At 55.3% G+C, this 21,871-nt stretch carries 21 protein-coding genes and 2 pseudogenes; all 23 read right to left on the reverse strand.

The features are described from left to right. Positions 1 to 7: 7 nt before the first annotated feature. Positions 8 to 286 (reverse strand): hypothetical protein, encoded by a 279-nt coding sequence (locus CRI63_RS03810; protein WP_135518540.1) that lies wholly within the window; start codon positions 284 to 286, stop codon positions 8 to 10. 971 nt (positions 287 to 1,257) lie between these two features. Continuing rightward, positions 1,258 to 2,357: pseudogene (locus tag CRI63_RS24195) on the reverse strand (prophage tail fiber N-terminal domain-containing protein); the annotation flags it as partial. Positions 2,358 to 2,421: 64 nt separating this feature from the next. Next, positions 2,422 to 3,021 (reverse strand): Ail/Lom family outer membrane beta-barrel protein, encoded by a 600-nt coding sequence (locus CRI63_RS03820; protein WP_135518542.1) that lies wholly within the window; start codon positions 3,019 to 3,021, stop codon positions 2,422 to 2,424. A 67-nt stretch (positions 3,022 to 3,088) separates the two neighbouring features. Continuing rightward, entirely contained in the window at positions 3,089 to 6,487 is a 3,399-nt protein-coding gene (locus CRI63_RS03825) for a host specificity protein J (RefSeq protein WP_135518544.1), read from the reverse strand. Between the two features lie 60 nt (positions 6,488 to 6,547). Beyond that, positions 6,548 to 7,120 carry a tail assembly protein gene (locus CRI63_RS03830; protein ID WP_000847638.1) on the reverse strand — a complete coding sequence of 191 codons (573 nt, stop codon included), beginning with the start codon at positions 7,118 to 7,120 and terminating at the stop codon, positions 6,548 to 6,550. Beyond that, positions 7,117 to 7,860, reverse strand: coding sequence for a C40 family peptidase (locus CRI63_RS03835; protein WP_135518546.1), 744 nt, complete (start codon positions 7,858 to 7,860; stop codon positions 7,117 to 7,119). Before CRI63_RS03835 ends, CRI63_RS03830 begins: the two co-directional genes overlap by 4 nt. A gap of 5 nt (positions 7,861 to 7,865) precedes the next feature. Then, positions 7,866 to 8,564, reverse strand: coding sequence for a phage minor tail protein L (locus tag CRI63_RS03840; protein ID WP_135518548.1), 699 nt, complete (start codon positions 8,562 to 8,564; stop codon positions 7,866 to 7,868). Then, positions 8,564 to 8,893 (reverse strand): phage tail protein, encoded by a 330-nt coding sequence (locus CRI63_RS03845; RefSeq protein WP_047089015.1) that lies wholly within the window; start codon positions 8,891 to 8,893, stop codon positions 8,564 to 8,566. The genes CRI63_RS03840 and CRI63_RS03845 overlap by 1 nt, the downstream gene beginning before the upstream one ends. Next, positions 8,890 to 11,451, reverse strand: a pseudogene (locus CRI63_RS03855) (phage tail tape measure protein). The gene CRI63_RS03845 and the pseudogene CRI63_RS03855 overlap by 4 nt, the downstream one beginning before the upstream one ends. Continuing rightward, positions 11,444 to 11,878 carry a phage tail assembly protein T gene (locus CRI63_RS03860; protein ID WP_001605279.1) on the reverse strand — a complete coding sequence of 145 codons (435 nt, stop codon included), beginning with the start codon at positions 11,876 to 11,878 and terminating at the stop codon, positions 11,444 to 11,446. The pseudogene CRI63_RS03855 and the gene CRI63_RS03860 overlap by 8 nt, the downstream one beginning before the upstream one ends. Then, complete coding sequence (locus CRI63_RS03865) at positions 11,860 to 12,273, reverse strand: phage minor tail protein G (RefSeq protein WP_000479202.1); 414 nt, start codon at positions 12,271 to 12,273, stop codon at positions 11,860 to 11,862. Before CRI63_RS03865 ends, CRI63_RS03860 begins: the two co-directional genes overlap by 19 nt. Positions 12,274 to 12,288: 15 nt before the next feature. Next, complete coding sequence (locus tag CRI63_RS03870; RefSeq protein ID WP_021521695.1) at positions 12,289 to 13,029, reverse strand: phage tail protein; 741 nt, start codon at positions 13,027 to 13,029, stop codon at positions 12,289 to 12,291. 7 nt (positions 13,030 to 13,036) lie between these two features. After that, the gene (locus CRI63_RS03875) at positions 13,037 to 13,432 is read right to left on the reverse strand and encodes a phage minor tail U family protein (RefSeq protein ID WP_000683145.1); all 396 of its coding nucleotides are present in this window, start codon (positions 13,430 to 13,432) and stop codon (positions 13,037 to 13,039) included. Then, positions 13,429 to 14,007: a phage tail protein gene (locus CRI63_RS03880; protein WP_135518552.1), complete on the reverse strand. Its 579-nt coding sequence runs from the start codon at positions 14,005 to 14,007 to the stop codon at positions 13,429 to 13,431. Before CRI63_RS03880 ends, CRI63_RS03875 begins: the two co-directional genes overlap by 4 nt. An 11-nt stretch (positions 14,008 to 14,018) precedes the next feature. Beyond that, complete coding sequence (locus tag CRI63_RS03885) at positions 14,019 to 14,372, reverse strand: head-tail joining protein (protein ID WP_024222985.1); 354 nt, start codon at positions 14,370 to 14,372, stop codon at positions 14,019 to 14,021. 11 nt (positions 14,373 to 14,383) lie between these two features. Then, complete coding sequence (locus CRI63_RS03890; RefSeq protein ID WP_024222986.1) at positions 14,384 to 14,779, reverse strand: DNA-packaging protein FI; 396 nt, start codon at positions 14,777 to 14,779, stop codon at positions 14,384 to 14,386. Positions 14,780 to 14,820: 41 nt separating this feature from the next. Further along, positions 14,821 to 15,846: a major capsid protein gene (locus CRI63_RS03895; RefSeq protein ID WP_000063252.1), complete on the reverse strand. Its 1,026-nt coding sequence runs from the start codon at positions 15,844 to 15,846 to the stop codon at positions 14,821 to 14,823. 55 nt (positions 15,847 to 15,901) lie between these two features. Then, positions 15,902 to 16,234, reverse strand: a complete 333-nt coding sequence (locus tag CRI63_RS03900) for a head decoration protein (protein WP_001299443.1) — start codon at positions 16,232 to 16,234, stop codon at positions 15,902 to 15,904. Between the two features lie 9 nt (positions 16,235 to 16,243). Continuing rightward, positions 16,244 to 17,563: a S49 family peptidase gene (locus CRI63_RS03905; RefSeq protein ID WP_044862920.1), complete on the reverse strand. Its 1,320-nt coding sequence runs from the start codon at positions 17,561 to 17,563 to the stop codon at positions 16,244 to 16,246. Beyond that, complete coding sequence (locus tag CRI63_RS03910; protein WP_135518554.1) at positions 17,544 to 19,145, reverse strand: phage portal protein; 1,602 nt, start codon at positions 19,143 to 19,145, stop codon at positions 17,544 to 17,546. Before CRI63_RS03910 ends, CRI63_RS03905 begins: the two co-directional genes overlap by 20 nt. Then, positions 19,142 to 19,348: a gpW family protein gene (locus tag CRI63_RS03915; protein WP_000198149.1), complete on the reverse strand. Its 207-nt coding sequence runs from the start codon at positions 19,346 to 19,348 to the stop codon at positions 19,142 to 19,144. The genes CRI63_RS03910 and CRI63_RS03915 overlap by 4 nt, the downstream gene beginning before the upstream one ends. Then, positions 19,345 to 21,270 (reverse strand): phage terminase large subunit family protein, encoded by a 1,926-nt coding sequence (locus CRI63_RS03920; protein WP_135518556.1) that lies wholly within the window; start codon positions 21,268 to 21,270, stop codon positions 19,345 to 19,347. Before CRI63_RS03920 ends, CRI63_RS03915 begins: the two co-directional genes overlap by 4 nt. Continuing rightward, the gene (locus CRI63_RS03925) at positions 21,245 to 21,790 is read right to left on the reverse strand and encodes a DNA-packaging protein (protein WP_135518558.1); all 546 of its coding nucleotides are present in this window, start codon (positions 21,788 to 21,790) and stop codon (positions 21,245 to 21,247) included. Before CRI63_RS03925 ends, CRI63_RS03920 begins: the two co-directional genes overlap by 26 nt. Positions 21,791 to 21,871: the final 81 nt, after the last annotated feature.

The raw sequence follows: 21,871 nt of genomic DNA on the forward strand, positions 1-21,871 counted from the left end.
TTGCCCCTCAAGCCCATTCACGAAGCGGAGCATCAAGAATCACTACATTTCCGGAAAATGGTGATGCGTCCAGCTTTTCATCTAAGATTCTAATATTTACAAAATAACCGTCGCGTCGTTGATAAATTGGTTCGTCGTCGGCAGTTCTGCCGACTTCATCGAAAGCGAATCCAATTTCATCAATCAGGAGTTGATCTTGCAATACTTCGTTATCTTCCCAATTAATTTCATTCAAGAATGCTTTATAGTCTTCCCGATCTCGAAATTTCAGTGTTAAATCTTTCATTCTACTGATTCCCCCATTTGTGCATCAGTTAACGCTTTATGCCAAATCCTGAAATTTCGGATGTGTCCGAATATATGACGCTCACCAGTACTGGTTTGCCCACCAAATCTTATCGTAGCAGTTGGTGCTACATGAATATAATCTGTCCTTGCAGACGATGAAAAAACAGAATTGCAAAACGCTTGAGTATCTCCATTTTCTTTACACCTAAATCCAGAGATAAACTTTCGATTTGTTGTTTTTACATACTTATTAATTCTTGTAGCGCCATCACCCATATCAACATAGGGCGATCCAGTATCAACCGCAGTCCCACCACGTAGACCATAAATTATGGCCTGCCCCGCTTTTTGACCAGTAAAATCCATTATTCTAGGTGCGGCATTTGGCGGAGAATCCCATTCCCAATTAAGATTGGTTTCGCACATTACAGTAAGCGGTAAATTGTAGATGTTGTTTTTGATTGGGATCGTAACTAAGTCACTCGCTCTTGTCGTTGTCGCAGATCCAGAAATAATAAAAGAAGAAGCACTGCTACCAACTTCAAATTGCGGTGTCGTTATCATCCACTGATCACCAATCTGTATATCTCGTTTATGCGCACCAACTTCAATTCGACCATAAAATGTTTTGTCTTCTGCGGTTTTATAAGTCAAAGATACAAACAACCATCCATTGGATTCAATTTTAGTATATACTTTCGTCGAGCTTCCGCCTGCAGGAGTTCCTAAAACTTCGCCCGTTTCCGCATTTATATAGGCATTCGAAGAAAGAGTATTACTAGAGCCATCCTCATTTACATAAGCAATCCTCGGATATACTGTCAGAATCCCATCACCAGCAACTTTTTTAACTCGGAAGGATATTGTAAGTGATTCCCCTGCCTTTGCTGGCATGGATCTTGGATATCCAGTTGAAATAAATGTAGCGCGTCCGGTAGTGCTTGTTTCGGCTGCAACATTAATAAGACCATAGGTAAAACCAAATTCATCTTTACCATTGGTTATATTCAATTGTGCGGCTTTATTCCATAACGACGGATTATTAGAATCTGCAAATGAATTGCTTCGTTGTCCTTCAATCAGTAAACCATCTTTTTCAAATCGTGGTTCGTCGATTGCTGCAATTTTCAGTTCCCCGGATTTATTGATATATGTAGCAGTTGATGCACGTTTAAACTTAACAATCTTGTCGCCAGGCATCGTTATTTCATCGTCACCAATAACAATCTTTTTATATGATGGCGAAAAGCCCGTAATCATATCCAGCGAATCATTAAACGGAATCCAGACATCAGGCAACGGCGGAACTATATTCACATATGGTTTTACAGTCACTTCCGCTGCCGCTTCTGCGCGGTCTGCCGCCGCTTCCGAACGTGTCGCCGCCGCGACGGCTTCATCCTTTTTCTGCCCGGCCTTTGTTGCGTCTGCTGCGGCCTCCTGCGCTTTTGTGGTGGCGATTCCGGCATTTTCAGCGGCTGACTCTGCATTACGGCGGGAAGCCTCTTCACTGTTTGCGGAGGCTTCTTCTGACGCTCGGGCATTTGTCTCTGAACGTTCTGCTGCTGTTGCTGCGTTTTGTGCGGCTGTTTTTGAAGAGGCTGCCGCTTTCGCGCTGTTACCTGCATTCGTCTCTGACGTTTTCGCCGCGTTCTTCGATGATTCCGCTGCAGTTTCGGATTTCTTTGCCGCCGCTGCGCTCTGAGAGGCAGCTTCAGCGTTTCGTGCCGTTTCTTCCAATATTTCCTCAAAACGGCGCAATGCCTCAGGCATGACATCATCTTCCGTCATGGCACCGAGAAAATCATTCAGCGTACCTGGTCTGGAACCTTCATAGACGGTAATGATCCCGGCATGTGAAGGCGGAAAACCTTCAACCAGCAGGGTGACGCTGTACTGGCCATACTCAACATCCATGCTGTACGCCCGGCTTCATCCGGATTTTCAGAGGCTACCGTGTTCACCAGTACCGTGGTGCTGTTACGCTTTGCCTTCAGTTGAATAGTGCAGTTCTGTATTGGTTTTCCCGCACCATCTTTCAGCACACCTGAGATTTTTACTGCTGCCATATCCACTCCACAAAAAAGCCCGCCTGAACCGGCGGGCTGTCATAACACTGTGTTACCTGGCTAATCAGAATTTATAACCGACACCCACGATAAAACCGTCAGTGCGCCAGTCGCCACTGCCGGAGCCTTCATAAGCAAGGTCAATGGCCACGGATTCGGTCGGGTTAAACTGCACGCCAGCCCCCCACGCCAGAGACGTGTTGCTGTGGCGACCGTCATCACTTCCGGTCAGCACATCGTGCGTTTTCCCCTTGTTATCAGTTACGCGGAGATAATCCCCGGAAAACGTCGAAACACGGCTGTAAGCCACACCCGCCATCGCATAAGCACTGAACCATTCATTCACGCGCACAGATGGCCCCGCCATCATGCTGAACCAGCGGTTACGCACTGAATCTTCATGCCAGCGGGTATCGCTGTAACGGGTAATCTGGCGATTCTTGTCTCCGGCATAGCTGAATGACGTCACCAGCCCCAGCGTGTTCGTAAATTCATAACGGTATTTCACGTTAATTCCCTTCAGGTCATCGTTGCCGGGCATATCTGTATGGGACTGAAGATACCCGGCGCTTAGTGTGGACTGATGCTCTGCTGCACTCGCTGGCGTACCAGCGGCGACCAGCCAGACTACTGCAGACAGAATAACAGCACATAATTTACGCATAATTACCTCTCGCTTTTCTGCAATAAAAAAGGCGCCATTTCTGGCGCCCGTATTTGGGTTATAAAATTCAACTGATACTGATACCGGCGGTTGATTTCTTCATCACGACAACCAGCAAATCGCTGATGCTTGCGGTGGGATAATATTTTCCATTTGAAGCTGAAACTGAAAACTCCAGAGTTATCCCTCCATAACCTGCTGGCATATCCATGATGCCTGTGTAAATGGCTGTAACATCGGTGGTCGAGTTATCATAAATTACAGTGCCATTCTTTTTTACAATAAGGCGACAGGATGAATAGTATTCACTGTTTGTGGATGCCTGCCGGTGCTTCGCCCCACAAAACGCGACAGCAGGAATAACAATTTGCCGGTCAAAAGGTTGATCGTCATAAATCCTGACGGTAATGGTCCCTGATGGCCAGCGTTCCGGTGCTCGGGGATCTCGCGGGAAAGCCTTACCTACCGTTTTAACAATATCGCCTTCAATCTGGTTGGCAGACAGTTTTCCCAGAATCCGACAGTTCTCGTTAATCGTGACATTATTGAGCGTCCCGGAGTTCGCATTCACGTTACCGCTGATATCGGCATTTTTCGCCGTCAGCCGCCCGTCCGGTGTCAGGGAAAATACCGGCGGATTGCCGCCGCTGGTAATGGTGGGAGCCGTCAGATACTTCAGGAACACTTCGTTCATGAATATCTGGTTGCCCTGCGCCACAAACATCGGCGTTTCATTCCCGTTTGCCGGGTCAATAAACGCGATACGGTTAGCGGCAACCAGGAACTGGCTCAGTTTACCTTCCTCCGTATCCTCCATGCTGAGGCCAAGCCCCGCGACATAATGCCTGCCGTCTTCGGTCTGCTCAATTTTGACGCCCCACATGGCATTCCATTTATCGTTGGCGTCTTTCCACTCTTTCGAAAACTCCTCCAGTTTGCTGGCGTTATCCTCCGTCAGCTCGACTTTTTCCAGCAGCTCCTTGCCGAGATGGGATTCGGTTATTTGGCCTTTGAAAAAATCCAGGTAACCTTCCGCATCATCGCTCGCCCGACCGACAGCTTCCACGAATGCCGATTTGCCAACGGTGTTCACACTGCGAACGTAAAAATAATAATCATGGCCCGGTTTGATATTGATACTGGCGGCTATCCAGTACAGCGCCGTGCCAAGATAGCGGGCTGTGGTTTCAACCTGCCTGATATCCGCAATCCGCTTTTCCGAGAACCAGAACTCAAACTGTACCGTCTGGTCATAAACGGCAAGATGCGGCGTTGCGGTTATCTGAAAATAGCCCGGCGTCAGCTCAATCCGCGACGGTGCTGCCGGTGCGGCAATCCGGAACGATACCGACGCCGGATCGCCCTGCTGCCCCCAGGCATTTACCGCCCGGACTGTCAGCCTGTAGTTTCCCAGCGCCAGTTGCGTGAAGCGGTATGTGGTTTCCGTCGTCCGGGCCGTGCTGACCAGCCGCTCACTGCCGTCATCCGCTGCCACGGTCAGGCGAAGCATAAAGCTCACACCCTTCACCACCTTCGGCGTGTCCCATCGCGCCAGTACCTGATATTCCCCGCTGTCTGCGGTGACTTCGGCAGTCAGGTGCTGCACCGCTGGCGGCGTGACACCATTCACCGTGCCGCTCTGGTCGCCGTCAAAGTGCGCCCCGTTATCCACGATGGCTTCTTTTTCCGGTACATGCTGCACGGCGGTGATGGCATACGTGCCGTCATCGTTCTCACGGATACTCACACAGCGGAACAGGCGCTGACGCAGCGTCGGCAGCTTCAGCCCCCACACGCTGTATTCGGCAACGCCGTCAGGAACACGGCTCACTTTTACCTTCACGCCGTCGGTGACGGACTGGACCTCCACGCTGACCGGATTGCCATTTCCGTCTACCAGGCTTATCAGCGTGGTGCCGGAGGATGGCAGCATGATTTCACGGTCGAGCGTCAGTGTCCGCGTCTGGCTGTTCACCGCCAGCACGCGCCCGCCGATGCTGATCCCCGCATAGTCATCATCACAGATTTCAATGACATCACCCGGTACATGGCGAAGCCCTTCTGCACCCACGCTGAAGTCCACGGTCTGCGTTTCCAGCAATTCCGTTTTAATCAGCCACAGCCCGGCGCGGTGCGCCTGCCCCCGGCTGGTACAGCCAAAGGCATCCATCTTCGTGACGTTACGACCGTAACGGGCAATGGCCTGCGTGTCCTCCACAAGCTCTGTTGCCGTTTCCCAGCCGTTATTCGGGTCAATCCAGTTCACCTCAACGGCATTATGGCGGTCCTTCAGGGCGCTGAAACTGTAGCGGAACGGCGCGCCATCATCCGGCATCACCACATTACTGCGGTTATAGGTCCACACCTTATCCGACGGTCGGTCCTGCACGAACGTCAGCGTCTGCCCGTTCCATACCGGCATACAGCGCATCGCCGAGCAGAAATCACTGAGAACATCCCACGCCTTACGCTGTGTGGTCAGGTAGGCATTACAGGTGATGCGCGGCTCCGTGCCACCAAAGCCATCCGGCACCGACTGGTCGCAATTCTGGCCGATGACATACAGCGCCCATTTGTCCACATCCGCCGCACCGAGACGCTTCCCCATGCCGTAGCGCGGATGGGTCAGCATATCCCACAGACACCAGGCCATGTTGTTGCTGTATGCCGGTTTAAACGTCCCGTCCCAGATACCGCTGTATTGCCGCGTCTGCGGGTTATAGTTCGACGGCACCTGCAGAATGCGCCCGCGCAGATGATAATTACGGCTCACCTGCTGGCTGCCGAACTGCTCCGAATCCATCTGCACGCCGACCAGTGCCGTGTTCGGGTAGCACTGTTTCACATCGATGATTTCGGTGTATGACGACCAGAGTGTTTTGTTCTGCAGCTGGTCTGTGGTGCTGTCCGGCGTCATCCTGCGCATCCGGATATTGAACGGGCGCGGCGGCAGGTTATCCACCACCACCGAGGCCAGATACTGCGAGGTGGTTTTGCCCTTAATGGTGATGTCTTTTTCTGTCACCCAGCCACCGTTACGCTGGATCTGAACCAGCAGGCGGACTTCCGATGGATTCCGGTCCCCCTTTGAGGTGGTTTCCACCAGTGCCTGCACACCGAAGATAAAGCGCAGACGGTCGATGTTTGCAGACGTGATGGTCCGGGTGATCGGCGTGTCATATTTCACTTCCGTACCCAGCACCGTCTCGGATCCGGAGGATTCAAAACCCTCCGGCGGAGTCTGCTCCTGCTCACCTGCCCGGAACACCACTGTGACACCGGAGATATTGGTATTACCCTCACTGTCCAGCACCGGCGTACTGTTCAGCAGCACGCTTTTTAATCCATCTACCGGACCTTCAATCGGCCCTTCGCTGATGGCATCGATCACACTCAGCAACTGCGTGGACTTCAGGTTATCCTTCGCTTCGCGCGGGGTATGCCCCTTACTGCTGCCTTTACCCATTCCTCACGCTCCATAAACGACAAAACCGCCCGGAGGCGGTTTCACATAAAACATTTTGCATCAGCGACCAATCACCACAACCTGACCACCGTCCCCTTCGTCTGCCGTGCTGATCTCCTGAGAAACCACCCGCGACCCCACGCGCATTTCACCGTACAGAACAGGCAGGACATTGCCCTGGGCAACCATGTTATCCAGTGAGGAGAAATAGGTGTTCTGCTTACCGTTATCCGTTGTCTGTGTGCGGGGAGTTCTGGCTTTTGGTGCCAGCATCTGAGCCACACCGCCGAGCACCATACTGGCACCGAGAGAAAACAGAATGCCGGTCATACCACCGGCACCAATGGCAGCCCCCCATGCTGCAAGGGTGGCTCCGGCGGTAAAGAATGATCCGGCAATGGCGGCTGCCCCCAGGACAATCTGGAATACGCCACCTGACTTGGCCCCTGCGACTCTGGGAACGATATGAATCACAGCGCCATCAGGCAGAGCCTCATGTAACTGCGCAGTTAATCCGGACGTGCTGACATCCTGCCCGGCAATCCGTACCTGATACCAGCCGTCGCTCAGTTTCTGACGAAACGCAGGGAGCTGCGTGGCCAGCGCCCGGATGGCTTCGGCCCCCGTTTTCACTCGAAGGTCGATGCGGCGGCCAAATCGTTGCAAATCCCCGTAAAGGCAGATGCGTGCCATGCCCGGTGACGCCAGAGGGAGTGTGTGCGTCGCTGCCATTTGTCGGTATACCTCTCTCGTTTGCTCAGTTGTTCAGGAATATGGTGCAGCAGCTCGCCATCACCACAGTAAATGGCGGCATGATTCGGCACCGATGAACCAAAACAGCACAGCAGCACATCGCCCGGCTGCGCCGCTGACAACGGCACCTGATACAGCCCTGTGGCCTCCAGATTATCCAGATAGAGATTCTGACCGTTACGCCACCAGTCATCCTCACGATGAAAATCCGGCATCTCAATCCCCGCCAGATGGTAAGCATCCCGGAACAGCGTGTAACAGTCCGTCACCCCGTGCTCAAAGAGCCGCCCGGTGAGATGCGGCACGCAGCGGAACTTATGAATCGCCCCCCGGCAGACCAGCCACCACTGCAAATCACTCTGCACCTGCAGTCGCCGGTCGGCCTCACTCAGCCAGGGCAGACCACCGGGATGGCTGTGCACCAGCGCCACAATCTCACCCTGCATTTCTGCCCGCAGCCAGTCCTCCGGCGACATCCGGAAATAATCCTCCGGCTCACCGGAGATATTCACGCAGGGAAAATATCTTTCCCCCTCCGGCGTTCTCACCACGAAGCCGCACGACTCCGCTGGCGCACATCGCCGGGCGTGCGCCAGAATCGCTGATTCTGTCTCTGTCATGGGATTTACTGCGAAAGTTTGTTAATGGAAAGGAAGCCGCCAAAGTTGCCGACGTTATTGCGAAACTTACAGCCACTCAGGCATTTGCTGCATTTATCCTTCGTGATATCGGACGTCGGCTGGTCATATTCATCCGCGACAGCCGGACCATTATAACCGCACTCATCACCGCGATAGGTCCAGGTGCAGGTGTTGGCCAGCATGATGCGCCCCGGAAAAACGGCACCATCCGTTTCCGTCGGTGTGGACAACACAAAGGAGGCACTGACCGCGCTCAATTCGCTGCACTGCTCGATGCGCCAGCGGCTAATCACCTCCTGCTCCGGATCGGCGTCGCTGTTTCCGTTGACGAAGTTCACCGCATCCAGAAAACGGGCATAAACCTTACGCCTGACCACCGTTCCGCCGACCAGACTCTGCAGATCTTCCGCCATCCCGGTGACCATGCCATACAGGTTAGAAACCGTCAGCGTGGGGCGCGTACTGGTGCCTTTGCCATTCAGTTCGAAACCACTCCCCTGAATGGGATACGCCTGATACTGCCGCCCCTGCCAGGTGACCGGCTCACCTTTTTCGTTCTGCTCATTACAGAAAAAATAACGTTCTCCATCGACCTCTGTCAGATCGATCTCCCAGAGCACCACGCTGGCCGACTGCTCCGCACGGGTGCATTCATTCAGTGTTTCCTGCCGGATATCCTGCATCAGTTCACCACCTGTTTAAACTCTGCGCTGAACTCAACACGCAACATACTGACCCGCGACGTCCATTTTGCGCAGGTCACCTTTATCTGCCGCCAGTCATAAGGCGGCGTCCACAGAAAGGCTTTCCAGCCTCCGTGCTCTGCCAGAAACGATTCCAGCGCCGTGGCCTCCCAACGGGGGACAGAAATCGTCACGCTGTACGTTTTCAGGTTGGCATTCAGCCCGGCAGGCGCGCGCTGGGAGTAACCATCACCAAAGCGCACCTCCCTGACGGAAGGAGCCGAAGCCACATCCATACCCGGTTTCACTTTCCAGCGGAAGGTTTTCATCGCCCACCTCCGGAGAACAGACCACCATCACGCATCTGCCCGGTCACGACATCCATTGCCGCCTTACGGGCTACGTCATAAACCGCCTTCAGCGCCTGTGGCCCTATCTGACCGTTCGTGCCGTCGTTATTAATCACCACATGGTTATTCTGCTCAAACTTCCCGGACGCCTGCGACCGGCTGTCCGCCAGACTGCCCGGTGTACCGACATAACCACCGGTGGCATAGCCGCGCATCAGCCGGTAGAGATTCCCCACGCCAATCCGGCTGGTTGCCTCCTTCGTGAAGACAAATTCACCACGGTGAACAATCCCGGCAGGCTCATATTTGCCACCGGTTCCCGTAAAACCTCCGGTCGCAAAATGGAATTTCGCCGCAGCAGCCTGAATGGCTGTACCGCCTGACGCTGATGCGCCGCCACCAACAGCTCCGCCAATGGCGCTGCCGATACTCCCGACAATCCCCACCGTTGCCTGCTTAAGCAGAATTTCTGTCATCATGGACAGCACGGAACGGGTGAAACTGCGCCAGTTCTGCTCACTGCCGGTCAGCATCGCCGCCATATTCTGCGCAATACCATCAAAGGTCTGCGTGGCAGCACTTTTAACCTGCGACATACTGTCCGTGGCACTCTCTTTCCACTCGCTCCAGCCGGACTTCAGGCCAGCCATCCAGCTCCCGTTAAGCTGGTCTTCAGCCGCCCAGGTCTTTTTTCTGCTCTGACATGACGTTATTCAGCGCCAGCGAATTATCGCCATACTGTTCCTTCAGGCGCTGTTCTGTGGCTTCCCGCGCTGCCTGCCGGTCAGTAAGCCCCCGTTTTTCGCATCAATGGCTGTCCGTTTTGCCCGTTGTTGCTGTGCGAACTTATCCGCCTGCTGCGCCAGCGCATTCAGGTGCTCCTGATACGTGACCTTATCGCCAAGTGCAGCCAGCTGGCGTTTGTACTCCAGCGTCTCATCTTTATGCGCCAGCAGGGATTTCTCCTGTGCGGACAGCTGGCGACGTTGTGCCGCCTCCTCCAGTACCGCGAACTGATTTTCCGCCTTCCATAAATCCCGGCGCTGCTGGCTGATTTTCTCATTCGCTCCGGCATGCTTCTCCAGCGTCCGGAGTTCTGCCTGAAGCGTCAGCAGGGCCGCATGAGCACTGTCTTCCTGACGATCGCCCGCAGACACCTTCACGCCGGACTGTTTCGGCTTTTTCAGCGTCGCTTCATAATCCTTTTTCGCCGCCGCCATCAGCGTGTTGTAATCTGCCTGCAGGATTTTCCCGTCTTTCAGTGCCTTGTTCAGTTCTTCCTGACGGGCGGTATATTTCTCCAGCGGCGTCTGCAGCCGTTCGTAAGCCTTCTGCGCCTCTTCGGTATATTTCAGCCGTGACGCTTCGGTATCGCTCTGCTGCTGCGCATTTTTGTCCTGTTGACTCTGCTGTTCAGCCTTCTTTCTGGCGGCTTCAAGCGCAAGACGGGCCTTTTCACGATCATCCCAGTAACGCGACCGCGCTTCATCGTTAACAAAATAATCATCCTTGCGCAGATTCCAGATGTCGTCTGCTTTCTTAAACGCAGCCTCTGCCTTAATCAGCATCTCCTGAGCGGTATCAGGACGACCAATATCCAGCACCGCATCCCACATGGATTTGAATGCCCGTGCTGTCCTGTCTGCCCAGGTTTCCAGCGTGCCCATGTTCTCTTTCAGGCGTCGGGTCTGGTCATCAAACCCTTTCGTTGCGGCCTCGTTCGCCGCCTGCAATGCCCCGGCTTCATCGCCGGAACGCTGCAACTGAGCAACATACGCAATCTGCTCCGCCGTCACGTTATGGAACTGGCGCGCCATCGCCGTCAGCCCCGACGTCGGGTCAGTGGTCAGCTTCCCGAAGGCTTCAGCAACCTTGTCCACCTCCACGCCGGATGCAGAGGAGAAACGCGCCACACTCTGGCTGATGGACGCAATCTGAGCCTCACCGCTTACCCCCGCCTTAACCAGTGCACTGAGTGACTCGCTGGTCTGGTTAAACGTCAGCCCTGCCGCCTGCCCGGCTCTGGACAGGACCAGCATACGATCTGCCGTCAGACCTGACTGATGACCGGAAAGGACCAGCGTTTTGTTGAACTCAGACAGGGTTGAGTTGCCCTGATACCAGGCATACGCCAGCGCACCGGTCGCCACTGCCAGCGAGGTGGCCCCGACCATCGGCAGGGTGATCGCACCGGCAAGCCCCCTGAACATGGGGATCATCCCGCCGAAGGAGTCCTTAACCTGACCACCCTGTTGCAGCAGGATCAGCCACGGACTTTGCCCGCCTGCAAGCTGCGTGGCCACGTCGGTGAACTGTGCAGGAAGCATACGCATGGCGGCTTTATACTGTCCGACGGAAATCCCCGCTTTCTGTGCAGCCAGCGCCTGCCGGTTCATCGACTGTTCAACGACTGCCGCTGTTTTTTTCGCATCACTTTCCGTACCGGAAAAATGACGCCTGACTCTGGCCATCTGCTCGTCAAATCTGGCCGCATCCAGACTTAAATCAACGACCAGATCGCCTACCGGTTCAGCCATACCGGACTCCTCCTGCGATCCCTTCTGATACTGTCATCAGCATTACGTCATCCTCCGTCATGTCCGCCACATCCGGGGAAGCGGGGATAACTTTATTCCCGTCCGGACCAAAGCGGACGCCTCCGGCAAGCCCTGCCGCTTTCTGCATCAGCACATCATCTTCAGGCTCTTCGTCAGCCTCACACCGATTCAGCAGACTGAAATCCAGCGGATGCATCTCCGGATCGCTGAAAAACAGGCTGAGCACGGTGTACGTCAGCCCGGAAAAGTGCATATCCAGCAGAACATCATGAAAATAATGGGTACTGTAAAAACGGTGCCAGTCGGCATACTCCGTGGATGACATCCCGGCAAGCATGGCGCGCCAGTCGGGTCGCCCCATCTCACGCGCCAGTTTCAGGGCAAAACTCAGCTCACCGTCGAACACTTTCCCGCAGAAACAGGCTCTGCAGGCCCGGCGTCCTCTGCCTGTTCAGGGGCATTATTCACCACAAACTCATACATACCGGACAGCCGGTACACCACGTTTTCAGCATGAGAAATTGCCTCTGTGGGCCAGGTGGTAAGCACTTCCTGCTCAATCTGTTTAACGGCTTCATTCATGGACGGCATCTGCGTCTTCTTCGGATGGTTATGCCACAGAGACATCGCCACCACAAAAGCGCCGGTTCTGATGACGTCTTCCACAGTAAACTTCCGGTTACTGTCGGATTCTGCCTGCTGTTTCATCAGGGCGAGATGCTCAATACGCTGCAGGGCTGACAGTTCAGAAAGCGTGACGGTCACGCCGTTATATTCAAATGATTCGGTTTTCAGGAACATCGCTGACTCTCCGGATTAACTGGCGGTGACGGTGATTTCTGCAACCGCAGCAAACTCACCATTACCGGATACAACCGGAATGTTGACCTTGCCTGCAGCAACGCCGTTCACGGTGATAGTCATACCACTGACCGACACGGTGGCTTTTGTTTTATCCGCAGACACCGCACGGAAGCTCTTGTCGGTTACACCTTCCGGCTGGAATGCCACGGTCAGCGTGGTGCTCTGCCCTTTCACTACAGAAGCACTGGCTGGCGTTACCGTCATGCCGGTTGCTGCCGTCACCGTACTGCGATCTTCAGCCATCGACGGGCGTCCCACATTGGTGACCTTCACCGTGCGGGTGATCACTTCCTTCGCCGTCACCGCTTTACCGATACTGCTGACCCAGCCACGGAACACATCGACCGTGCCGTTCGGGAAGCGGATTTTATAGGCACGGGTATCACCTTCATTAAACCACGCCAGCAGCGCCTGCTGCCCCTGCTCTCCGGGCATCCACGCCAGCGTGAAGCTGGTATCTCCGGCTGATTTCTGCCCCTGCCCGGTCGCAGTCCAGTCCGCATCTTCATCATCGAGATAGCTGTCGTCATAGGACTCAGCGGTCAGTTCGCCGGGCGTCAGGTCTTTAACTTTTGCCAGACGCGACCAGTCAACGTCTGAAAGCGGGTTCGCATAAGGGTCACCGTTCCCCTTATAAACCCACAGTGTGGTCCCGGCACCTTTCACCGGCATTACTGGATTTGGTACAGGCATATCGTCCTCACATTTCATAGGTAATGACATAAGTCAGATCGGCTGAACTCCACAGGCCCGCATCATCGTCGCGTCGGTAGTCATAGCCACTGGCCACCATACTGGTGATCAAATCTGACAGTGCCGGAATATCGCTCATCACCGGATAAATCCGGGACTCCATCCACGAATCCAGCTCTGAATCCGGCACCTGAGCAGGCAGGAAAACTTCAATATGCAGCTCCGCCTGCCAGGTATCGCTGTCCAGCTCTTCGCCCGTGTATTCAGCGCCGGTGAGATAAACGGCAATTGCCGGAAAATCTTCCTCATCAAAAACAGCGGGGCGACCATCAAAAAGCGTCGCCCCGGTGTCATGCTTCTCCAGTGCATCCAGTACGGCTGCACGGAGTTCAGTATGTTTCATCGCTTTATTACCATTCTCAGTTGATGCTGCAGCGCATAGCCCAGCTCTTTCGGAAGACGCTCACGCCGTATCCGTTCAATATTCTGTTTAAATGCCGTGGTCAGCGGCACCGCCATCGGGATTTTCACCACATCAATGGGGTAACGGTTTTTCCCGGCCACACGCTGCATGACATGCCACCGGCCATTTTTCAGTTGCTGAATAAACGCGCCGGGAATACGACGGTTACCCACCACAAGCACGCTGCCGCCACCTTTCAGGGCTGAACGCTGCCCCTTTTTACGACGCCTGCGGCGGGACAGGACAACCCGCGCGTTACCCAGCTTGATTACGGGCAAATCCCCCCGGTTAACCTTGATTCTGGCCTGCGGATTTTTAACCGTGGCCCTTTTCAGCCAGGCCCTTTCCTTTACCAGTTTCCGGCGTACCTTTGTCTCACGGGCAACCTGTGACGCCGACTGCGATATCGCGGATGAAGCAACGCGGTTAATGGCCATTGCGGCGGCACCAGGCACCGCCGTTTTGCTGATACGGCTGAGGTTTTCAACGGCCTGCTCAAGACCTTTTATGGCCATACATCCCCCTTTCAGCGGCGACGGTTAACTGCAGGCGGTACCCCCCGCCCAAGCCAGAGATGACAGCTTCCGCCATCATCCGGCGTAACCCGATCTACCCAGAAGTTTTCCTCACCGATGGTCAGTGTGTCTCCGCGCCGCAGCTGCTGCACATCATCAGTCCGGACAAACAGGGACGGGCTGGAGCCTTCAACGCGCACGCCCTGTCCGGCATAGCTGATATTTTCAGGGTCATCAAAAACACCACGTATCACAGCACCGGACTGCTCACCGGATGTAATGGTGGCTGACGTTCCCATGTACCCGCGTATCGTTTCATCGGCGCGGGCAATGGCGGCATCGAACAGGTTATCGAAATCAGCCACAGCGCCTCCCGTTATTGCATTCTGGCCAGGCCACGTTCTGTCATTTCAGCTGCCATACCGGCAGAGACACGAAACGCCGTTCCCGGCAGCACAAATGCCACAGGTTCATCCCGCGTGGCGTGAAGTGCATCAGTATGCAGCGTCACCAGTGCCACGACCGTGACCAGAGCAGCCGTATCAATCATGGTATCCGGCTGCGCTGATACCACCTCATTTTCATGTCCGGTCAGCGCATTTTCCGGTCTGAGAGGGGTATCCTGACCGGCAGCGTCATCCGTGTCATCAAGCTCCTCTTCCAGCTCTGCCACACGGAGCGCCAGTTCTTCTTTCGTCCCCGTCAGGCTGACATCACGGTTCAGTTGCTCACCCAGCGACCGGAGACGGACAATCAGTTCATCTTTCGTCATGGACTCCTCCACAGAGAGAAAATGGCCCCGAAGGGCCACGATTACGCCAGTTGTACGGACACGAACTCATCAGGGTCAGCCAGCAGCATCAGCGGTGCTGACTGAATCATGGTGAACTCACGCGCCGGATCGCCGGTGGTCACCCAGTTTTTCGGGTAACGGGCAGAGGCGTTAATGCCTTCGCGCTGTGCGTCCGCATCCTGAATGCAGCCATAGGTGCGCAGACCGCGTGCCTGAGTGTTCCCCAGTACCATCGTGTTGTCCGGCAGGAAGTTCTTTTTGACGCCGTTTTCCACGTACTGTCCGGAATACACGACGATGGCCACATCGCCATACATCCCCTTATAGGACACCGCTTTACCCAGGTCTTTCACCGCTGTCTCCAGCTCGGAATGAGAGCCGCGACGGGTATCCAGCTTCTCCTTGACGGCTTTGAAGGAACGGAACAGCGCCCAGCCTTTCGGATCAAACACGATGATATTCACCACACCGCTGGCGTTCAGCGCGTAGGCTTCGATATCATCGGTCGGGTCATACGTGGACTTGTCGCGCTTGCTCCACTCCGTGCCACCGGACTGTGTGATGTTGTTCGCCGCACTGCGCCCCATATCCACCTCAACCGGATCAAAGGCTTCACCGGTCATGGTGTATTTGCCCTTAAGCACGGCAGAAACTGCCTGCATCTCTTCGACCTGGGCAATGGCCAGCTCTTCATCACGCATGTTCTGCATGATGATGCGACGGCGGCGGTAAGCCGGGTCCGCCAGATTCTGCGGATCTTCATCCGGCAGGCGACGCAGGGTCATCTGCGGATTCACCTCATGCTTCGGCTTGACATATCCCGGCGTAAATTCAGAGGTGGAGCCGCCACGGGAACGGATAACCTCACCGGAAACAATCGGCGAAACGTACAGCGCCATGTTTACCAGTCCCGGAATTTGTGAGAGATAGACTTTCTCCGTGGTGAAGGGATAGCTCTCACGGAAAAAGAGACGCAGAAACAGCGGATCAAACTTAAATTTCTGCTCATTTGCCGCCAGCAGCTGGGCGGTTGTGTACATCGACATAAAAAAATCCCGTAAAAAAAGCCGCACAGGCGGCCTTTAGTGATGAAGGGTAAGGTTAAACGATGCTGATTGCCGTTCCGGCAAACGCGGTCCGTTTTTTCGTCTCGTCGCTGGCAGCCTCCGGCCAGAGCACATCCTCATAACGGAACGTGCCGGACTTGTAGAACGTCAGCGTGGTGCTGGTCTGGTCAGCAGCAACCGCAAGAATGCCAACAGCAGCACCGTCGGTGGTGCCATCCCACGCAACCAGCTTACGGGTGGAGGTGTCCAGCATCAGTGGGGTCATTGCAGGCGCTTTCGCACTCAATCCGCCGGGCGCGGTTGCGGTATGAGCCGGGTCACTATTGCCCAGCGGCTGGTAATGGGTAAAGGTTTCTTTGCTCGTCATAAACATCCCTTACACTGGTGTGTTCAGCAAATCATTAACGGCATCAGATGCCGGGTTACCTGCAGCCAGCGGTGCCGGTGCCCCCTGCATCAGACGATCCAGCGCAGTGTCACTGCGCGCCTGTGCACTCTGTGGTGCTGCGGCCAGAATGCGGCGGGCCGTTTCCACGGTCATACCGGGGGTTTCTGCCAGCACGCGTGCCTGTTCTTCGCGTCCGTGAGCCTCCTCACAGTTGAGGATCCCCATAATGCGGCTGTTTTCTGCCGCAACCGCTGCGGTGATCTGCGCGTTCACGTCCGGCTGCGCCGCGCTGGCGTTTTCGCCCTCCGTCGCTGGCACCACGTCAGTAACGTCAGCCTGCGAAGCAGTGGCTGAAACAGTTGTTGATTGAGTCTCTTTGGTCATTCGCCCTCCTGAGAGACGGGATTTACGTGCATCCAGTGCATCACGCATAACGGTGATCGCATCGGTGCTGTTGACAAGTTCATCAGCCAGTCCGGCATCAATGGCCTCCTGACCGCTGTACACTGCAGCCTCGGTATCCAGCACAGCCTGCACGGACAGGCCGGTATATGCCGACACCTTCTGCGCAAACATCTGGCGGGTTGCATCCATCCGGGACTGCAGTGTCTCCCGGACGTCATCCGGAAGATGGCTGTAGGGGTTGCCATCCACCTTATGGCTGCCGCTGTAAATCAGCGTGATTTCCACACCCTGTTTCTCCAGCGCAGCACCGTAATTACTGTGAGCCATCATGACGCCGATGGAGCCTGTCCGGGCGGTCTGTGTGACCAGACGCCGGGAGGCGGCACTGGCAAGCAGCTGACCTGCGCTGCAGTTCATGTCATTGGCCAGCGCCCATACCGGCTTTATGTCACGCACACGGGCGATGATGTCAGCGCAGTCAAATGCCCCCGCCACCATTCCGCCTGGCGTGTCCATATCGAGCAGAATGCCGTCCACCATCGGGTCGCTGGCAGCCTGTTGCAGACGGGCGATAATGCCGTTGTAACCGGTCATCCCCGAGTACGGCTGCAGCGCCCGCGTCCGGCTGACCAGCGTGCCGGACACCGGCAGCACGGCGATGCCGTTCATGACCTGATAACTGCGGGCCTGTCGTGGTCCGTCATCATCACCGGATAACGCCAGCGTCGCGGGTGCCTCCGGGGCAGTCAGGCTGTCACCGGACACCGCATCCGTCAGGCGGCTGATCCCAAGCTGGCCTGCAAGCGCACAAAAGAAAACCCGCGCATAGGCGGGTTCAAGCATCAGCGGCTCATTAAAGGCCATGCTGGCAATATGCGGGAGATTACGCAGCTCTGCTGTCACTCTTCTCCTCCTCTGTTGATTGTCGCAGCCCGGATTCAAATGCTGCAGCCGCCCAGGCGGGCGGTTTAAGACCAGCCGCGCGGCGCTCCATCGTTTCACGGACCTGCTGGGCAAAAATTTCCTGATAGTCGTCGCCGCGTTTTGCGCACTCTTTCTCGTAGGTGCTCAGTCCGGCTTCTATCAGCATCACCGCTTCCTGAACTTCTTTCAGACCATCGATAGCCATACGACCGGAGCCTATCCAGTCGCAGTTCCCCCAGGCACTTCGGGCTTCCTGAAAACTGAAGCGCGCTTTTGAAGGTAACGTCACCACGCGGCGAACGATGGCCTCTTCCAGCCAGCACAGAAACATCTGGCTCGCCTGACGGGATGCGATAAATTTTCGCCGTCCCATAAAGTGCGCCCACGACTCGTTCGCGCTGGCCCGTGCCGTGGAGTAGCTCATCTGGGCGTAATTCCGGGAAAGCTGCTCATATGAGACACCCAGCCCGGCAGCGATATACCGCAGCAGTGACTGCTCAAACACGGAGTAGCCGTTATCCGTGTCCTGAGCCGTCTGCAGGTTCAGTGAGTCACCCGGCATCAGGTGCGGCACTTTTGCGCCTCCCAGCCGGACCGGTGCTGCGGCGTAATACGCGGCAATTTCACCAATCCAGCCGGTCAGCCTTTCCCGCTGCTCCTGACTGTTCGCGCCCAGAATAAAATCCATCGCTGACTGCGTATCCAGCTCACTTTCAATGGTGGCGGCATACATCGCCTTCACAATGGCGCTCTGCAGCTGCGTGTTCTGCAGCGTGTCGAGCATCTTCATCTGCTCCATCACGCTGTAAAACACATTTGCACCGCGAGTCTGCCCGTCCTCCACGGGTTCAAAAACGTGAATGAACGAGGCGCGCCCGCCGGGTAACTCACGGGGTATCCATGTCCATTTCTGCGGCATCCAGCCAGGATACCCGTCCTCGCTGACGTAATATCCCAGCGCCGCACCACTGTCATTAATCTGCACACCGGCACGGCAGTTCCGGCTGTCGCCGGTATTGTTCGGGTTGCTGATGCGCTTCGGGCTGACCATCCGGAACTGTGTCCGGAACAGCCGCGACGAACTGGTATCCCAGGTGGCCTGAACGAACAGTTCACCGTTAAAGGCGTGCATGGCCACACCTTCCCGAATCATCATGGTAAACGTGCGTTTTCGCTCAACGTCAATGCAGCAGCAGTCATCCTCGGCAAACTCTTTCCATGCCGCTTCAACCTCGCGGGAAAAGGCACGGGCTTCTTCCTCCCCGATGCCCAGATAGCGCCAGCTTGGGCGATGACTGAGCCGGAAAAAAGACCCGACGATATGATCCTGATGCAGCTGGATGGCGTTGGCGGCATAGCCGTTATTGCGTACCAGATCGTCTGCGCGGGCATTGCCACGGGTAAAGTTGGGCAGCAGGGCTGCATCCACACTTTCACCCGGTGGGTTCCACGCCCGCAACTGCCCACCAAATCCGCTGCCACCGCCGTGATAACCGGCATATTCACGCAGCGATGTCATGCCGTCCGGCCCCAGAAGGGTGGGAATGGTGGGCGTTTTCATACATAAAATCCTGCAGGTCCCCTGCGTCGCTGTGTCATGCCGGTCTGCACTTCCAGCTCTGCAATATATTTTTTCAGGTCAGACACGGAAGTGGCCGTAAACTCCACCCTTCGTCCGTCTTTCTGTACTGTTGCCACCCGTTTACCTGTCATCAGGTCATGCAGTGCCGCACGGGCAGCGGCAAGTTCTTCCTGTCGCGTCATTCATCCTCTCCGGATAAGGCACGGGCGTAATCTGCCAGTGTTTTCTTGTTGGTTGCTGCACCATCCTCTTCCTGCAGGCTCGCCAGCAGCGCACTGAGATCCAGCTGCCAGCGGGAAATACTGATGCGCAGCGCCGCCAGCGCATAAACGAAGCAGTCGAGTGCCTCATTGCGTCGCTTTTTGCTGTCCCACAGTATTTTTTTCCTGCCATCCACCCATTTTTCGACCTGCTCTTCAGCAGTCAGCTGCTGCGCTTCGGTCAGATCAAAAATATCCGGGTTATTCGGGAAGTGAACGGCACCGGGAAGCGGTTCATCCCCTTCCGGCGTCAGTGTGAAGCGGTTATAAATCTGCTCTTTCGCGGTATCCGTACCGATTTCGGTAAGGTAAACCCCGTTTTTGTTTCGCTTACGTGGCATGCTGGCCACCGGCTTACCGTAGACGGATGCCCCTTTAATGGGGATCACCCGGAACAGCCCATGCTTTTTCGAGCGTTCATACACAATGGTCGGGTCAATCCCGCCAATATCCCAGCAGATACGGGATACCGACATTTCTGCACCATTCCGGCGGGTATAGGTTTTATTGATGGCCTCATCCACACGCAGCAGCGTCTGTTCATCATCGTGGCGGCCCATAATAATCTGCCGGTCAATCAGCCAGCTTTCCTCACCCGGCCCCCATCCCCATACGCGCATTTCGTAGCGATCCAGCTGGGAGTCGATACCGGCAGTCAGGTAAGCCACACGGTCAGGAACGGGCGCTGAATAATGCTCTTTCCGCTCTGCCATCACTTCAGCATCCGGACGTTCACCGATTTTCGCTTCCCATGTCTCACCGAGCGTGGTGTTCACGAAGGTTTTACGTTTTCCCGTATCCTCTTTCGTTTTCATCCAGTCTTTGACAATCTGCACCCAGGTGGTGAACGGGCTGTACGCCGTCCAGATGTGAAAGGTCACACTGTCCGGCGGCTCAATCTCTTCACCGGATGACGAAAACCAGAGAATGCCATCACGGGTCCAGATCCCGGTCTTTTCGCAGATATAACGGGCATCAGTGAAATCCAGCTCCTGCTGACGGATGACGCAGGCATTATGCTCGCAGAGATAAAACACGCTGGAGGGGTCATCCGGCGTCCATTTGAGGCCAAACGGCGTCTCTTTGTCGCCAAATTTAAGGTACTGCTCCTCCCCGCAGTGCGGGCAGGCAACATGAAAACGCATAAAATGCGGGGATTCACTGGCTGCACGCTCAATCTGACAGGTGCCTCTCACTTTGGGCGTGGAGCCCCGGATGGACTTTGGCCAGACCGAGCCTTCAATACGCTTGTCACCCAGGAACGTCGGAGAGCCTTCCTGTTCAATATCATCATCAAAGGCAGCAAGTTCATCATAACCCGCCACATCCACTGACTTTTCACGGTAGTTTTTTGCCGCTTTACCGCCCAGGCACCAGAAACCACGCCCATTGGTGAAACGCTTCATGGTGAGCGTGTTATCCCGGTGCTTTTTGCCATACCACGGGGCCAGCGCCAGCAGCGACGGAATATCGCGGATGGTCGGCTCAACGTGGGTTTTCATAAAGTTCTCGGCATCACCATCCGTCGGCAACCAGATAAGGGTGTTGCGCTGCTTATGCTCTATGAAGTAGGCATAAACACCCAACAGCATTTTGGAATAACCGACACGGGCAGACTTCACCACATTCACCTCGCGGATGTAGTCGCTGCCCATCGCATTCATGATGGCCCGCTGAAAGGGCAGTGTTTCCCAGCGCCCTTCCTGGTATGAGGATTCTTTCGGGAGATAGTAATTGGCATCCGCCCATTCAACGGCGGTCTGTGGCTCCGGCCTGAACAGTGAGCGAAGCCCGGCGCGGACAAAATGCCGCAGACTGTTAACCTGACTGTTCGATATATTCACTCAGCAACCCCGGTATCAGTTCATCCAGCGCGGCTGCTTTGTTCATGGCTTTGATGATATCCCGTTTCAGGAAATCAACATGTCGGTTTTCCAGTTCCGGAAAACGCCGCTGCACCGACAGGGGGATCCCGTCGAGAATACTGGCAATTTCACCTGCGATCCGCGACAGCACGAAAGTACAGAATGCGGTTTCCACCACTTCAGCGGAGTCTCTGGCATTCTTCAGCTCCTGTGCGTCGGCCTGCGCACGCGTAAGTCGATGGCGTTCGTACTCAATAGTCCCTGGCTGCAGATCTGTCTCGCTGGCCTGCCGCAGTTCTTCAACCTCCCGGCGCAGCTTTTCGTTCTCAATTTCAGCATCCCTTTCGGCATACCATTTTATGGCGGCGGCAGGGTCATAAAGCACCTCATTACCCTTGCCGCCACCCCGCAGAACGGGCATTCCCTGCTCCTGCCAGTTCTGAATGGTACGGATACTCGCGCCGAAAATGTCAGCCAGCTGCTTTTTGTTGACTTCCATTGTTCATTCCACGGACAAAACAGAGAAAGGAAACGACAGAGGCCAAAAAGCCCGTTTTCAGCACCTGTCGTTTCCTTTCTT

Source organism: Escherichia sp. E2661, assembly GCF_004745185.1.
Taxonomy (GTDB): domain Bacteria; phylum Pseudomonadota; class Gammaproteobacteria; order Enterobacterales; family Enterobacteriaceae; genus Escherichia.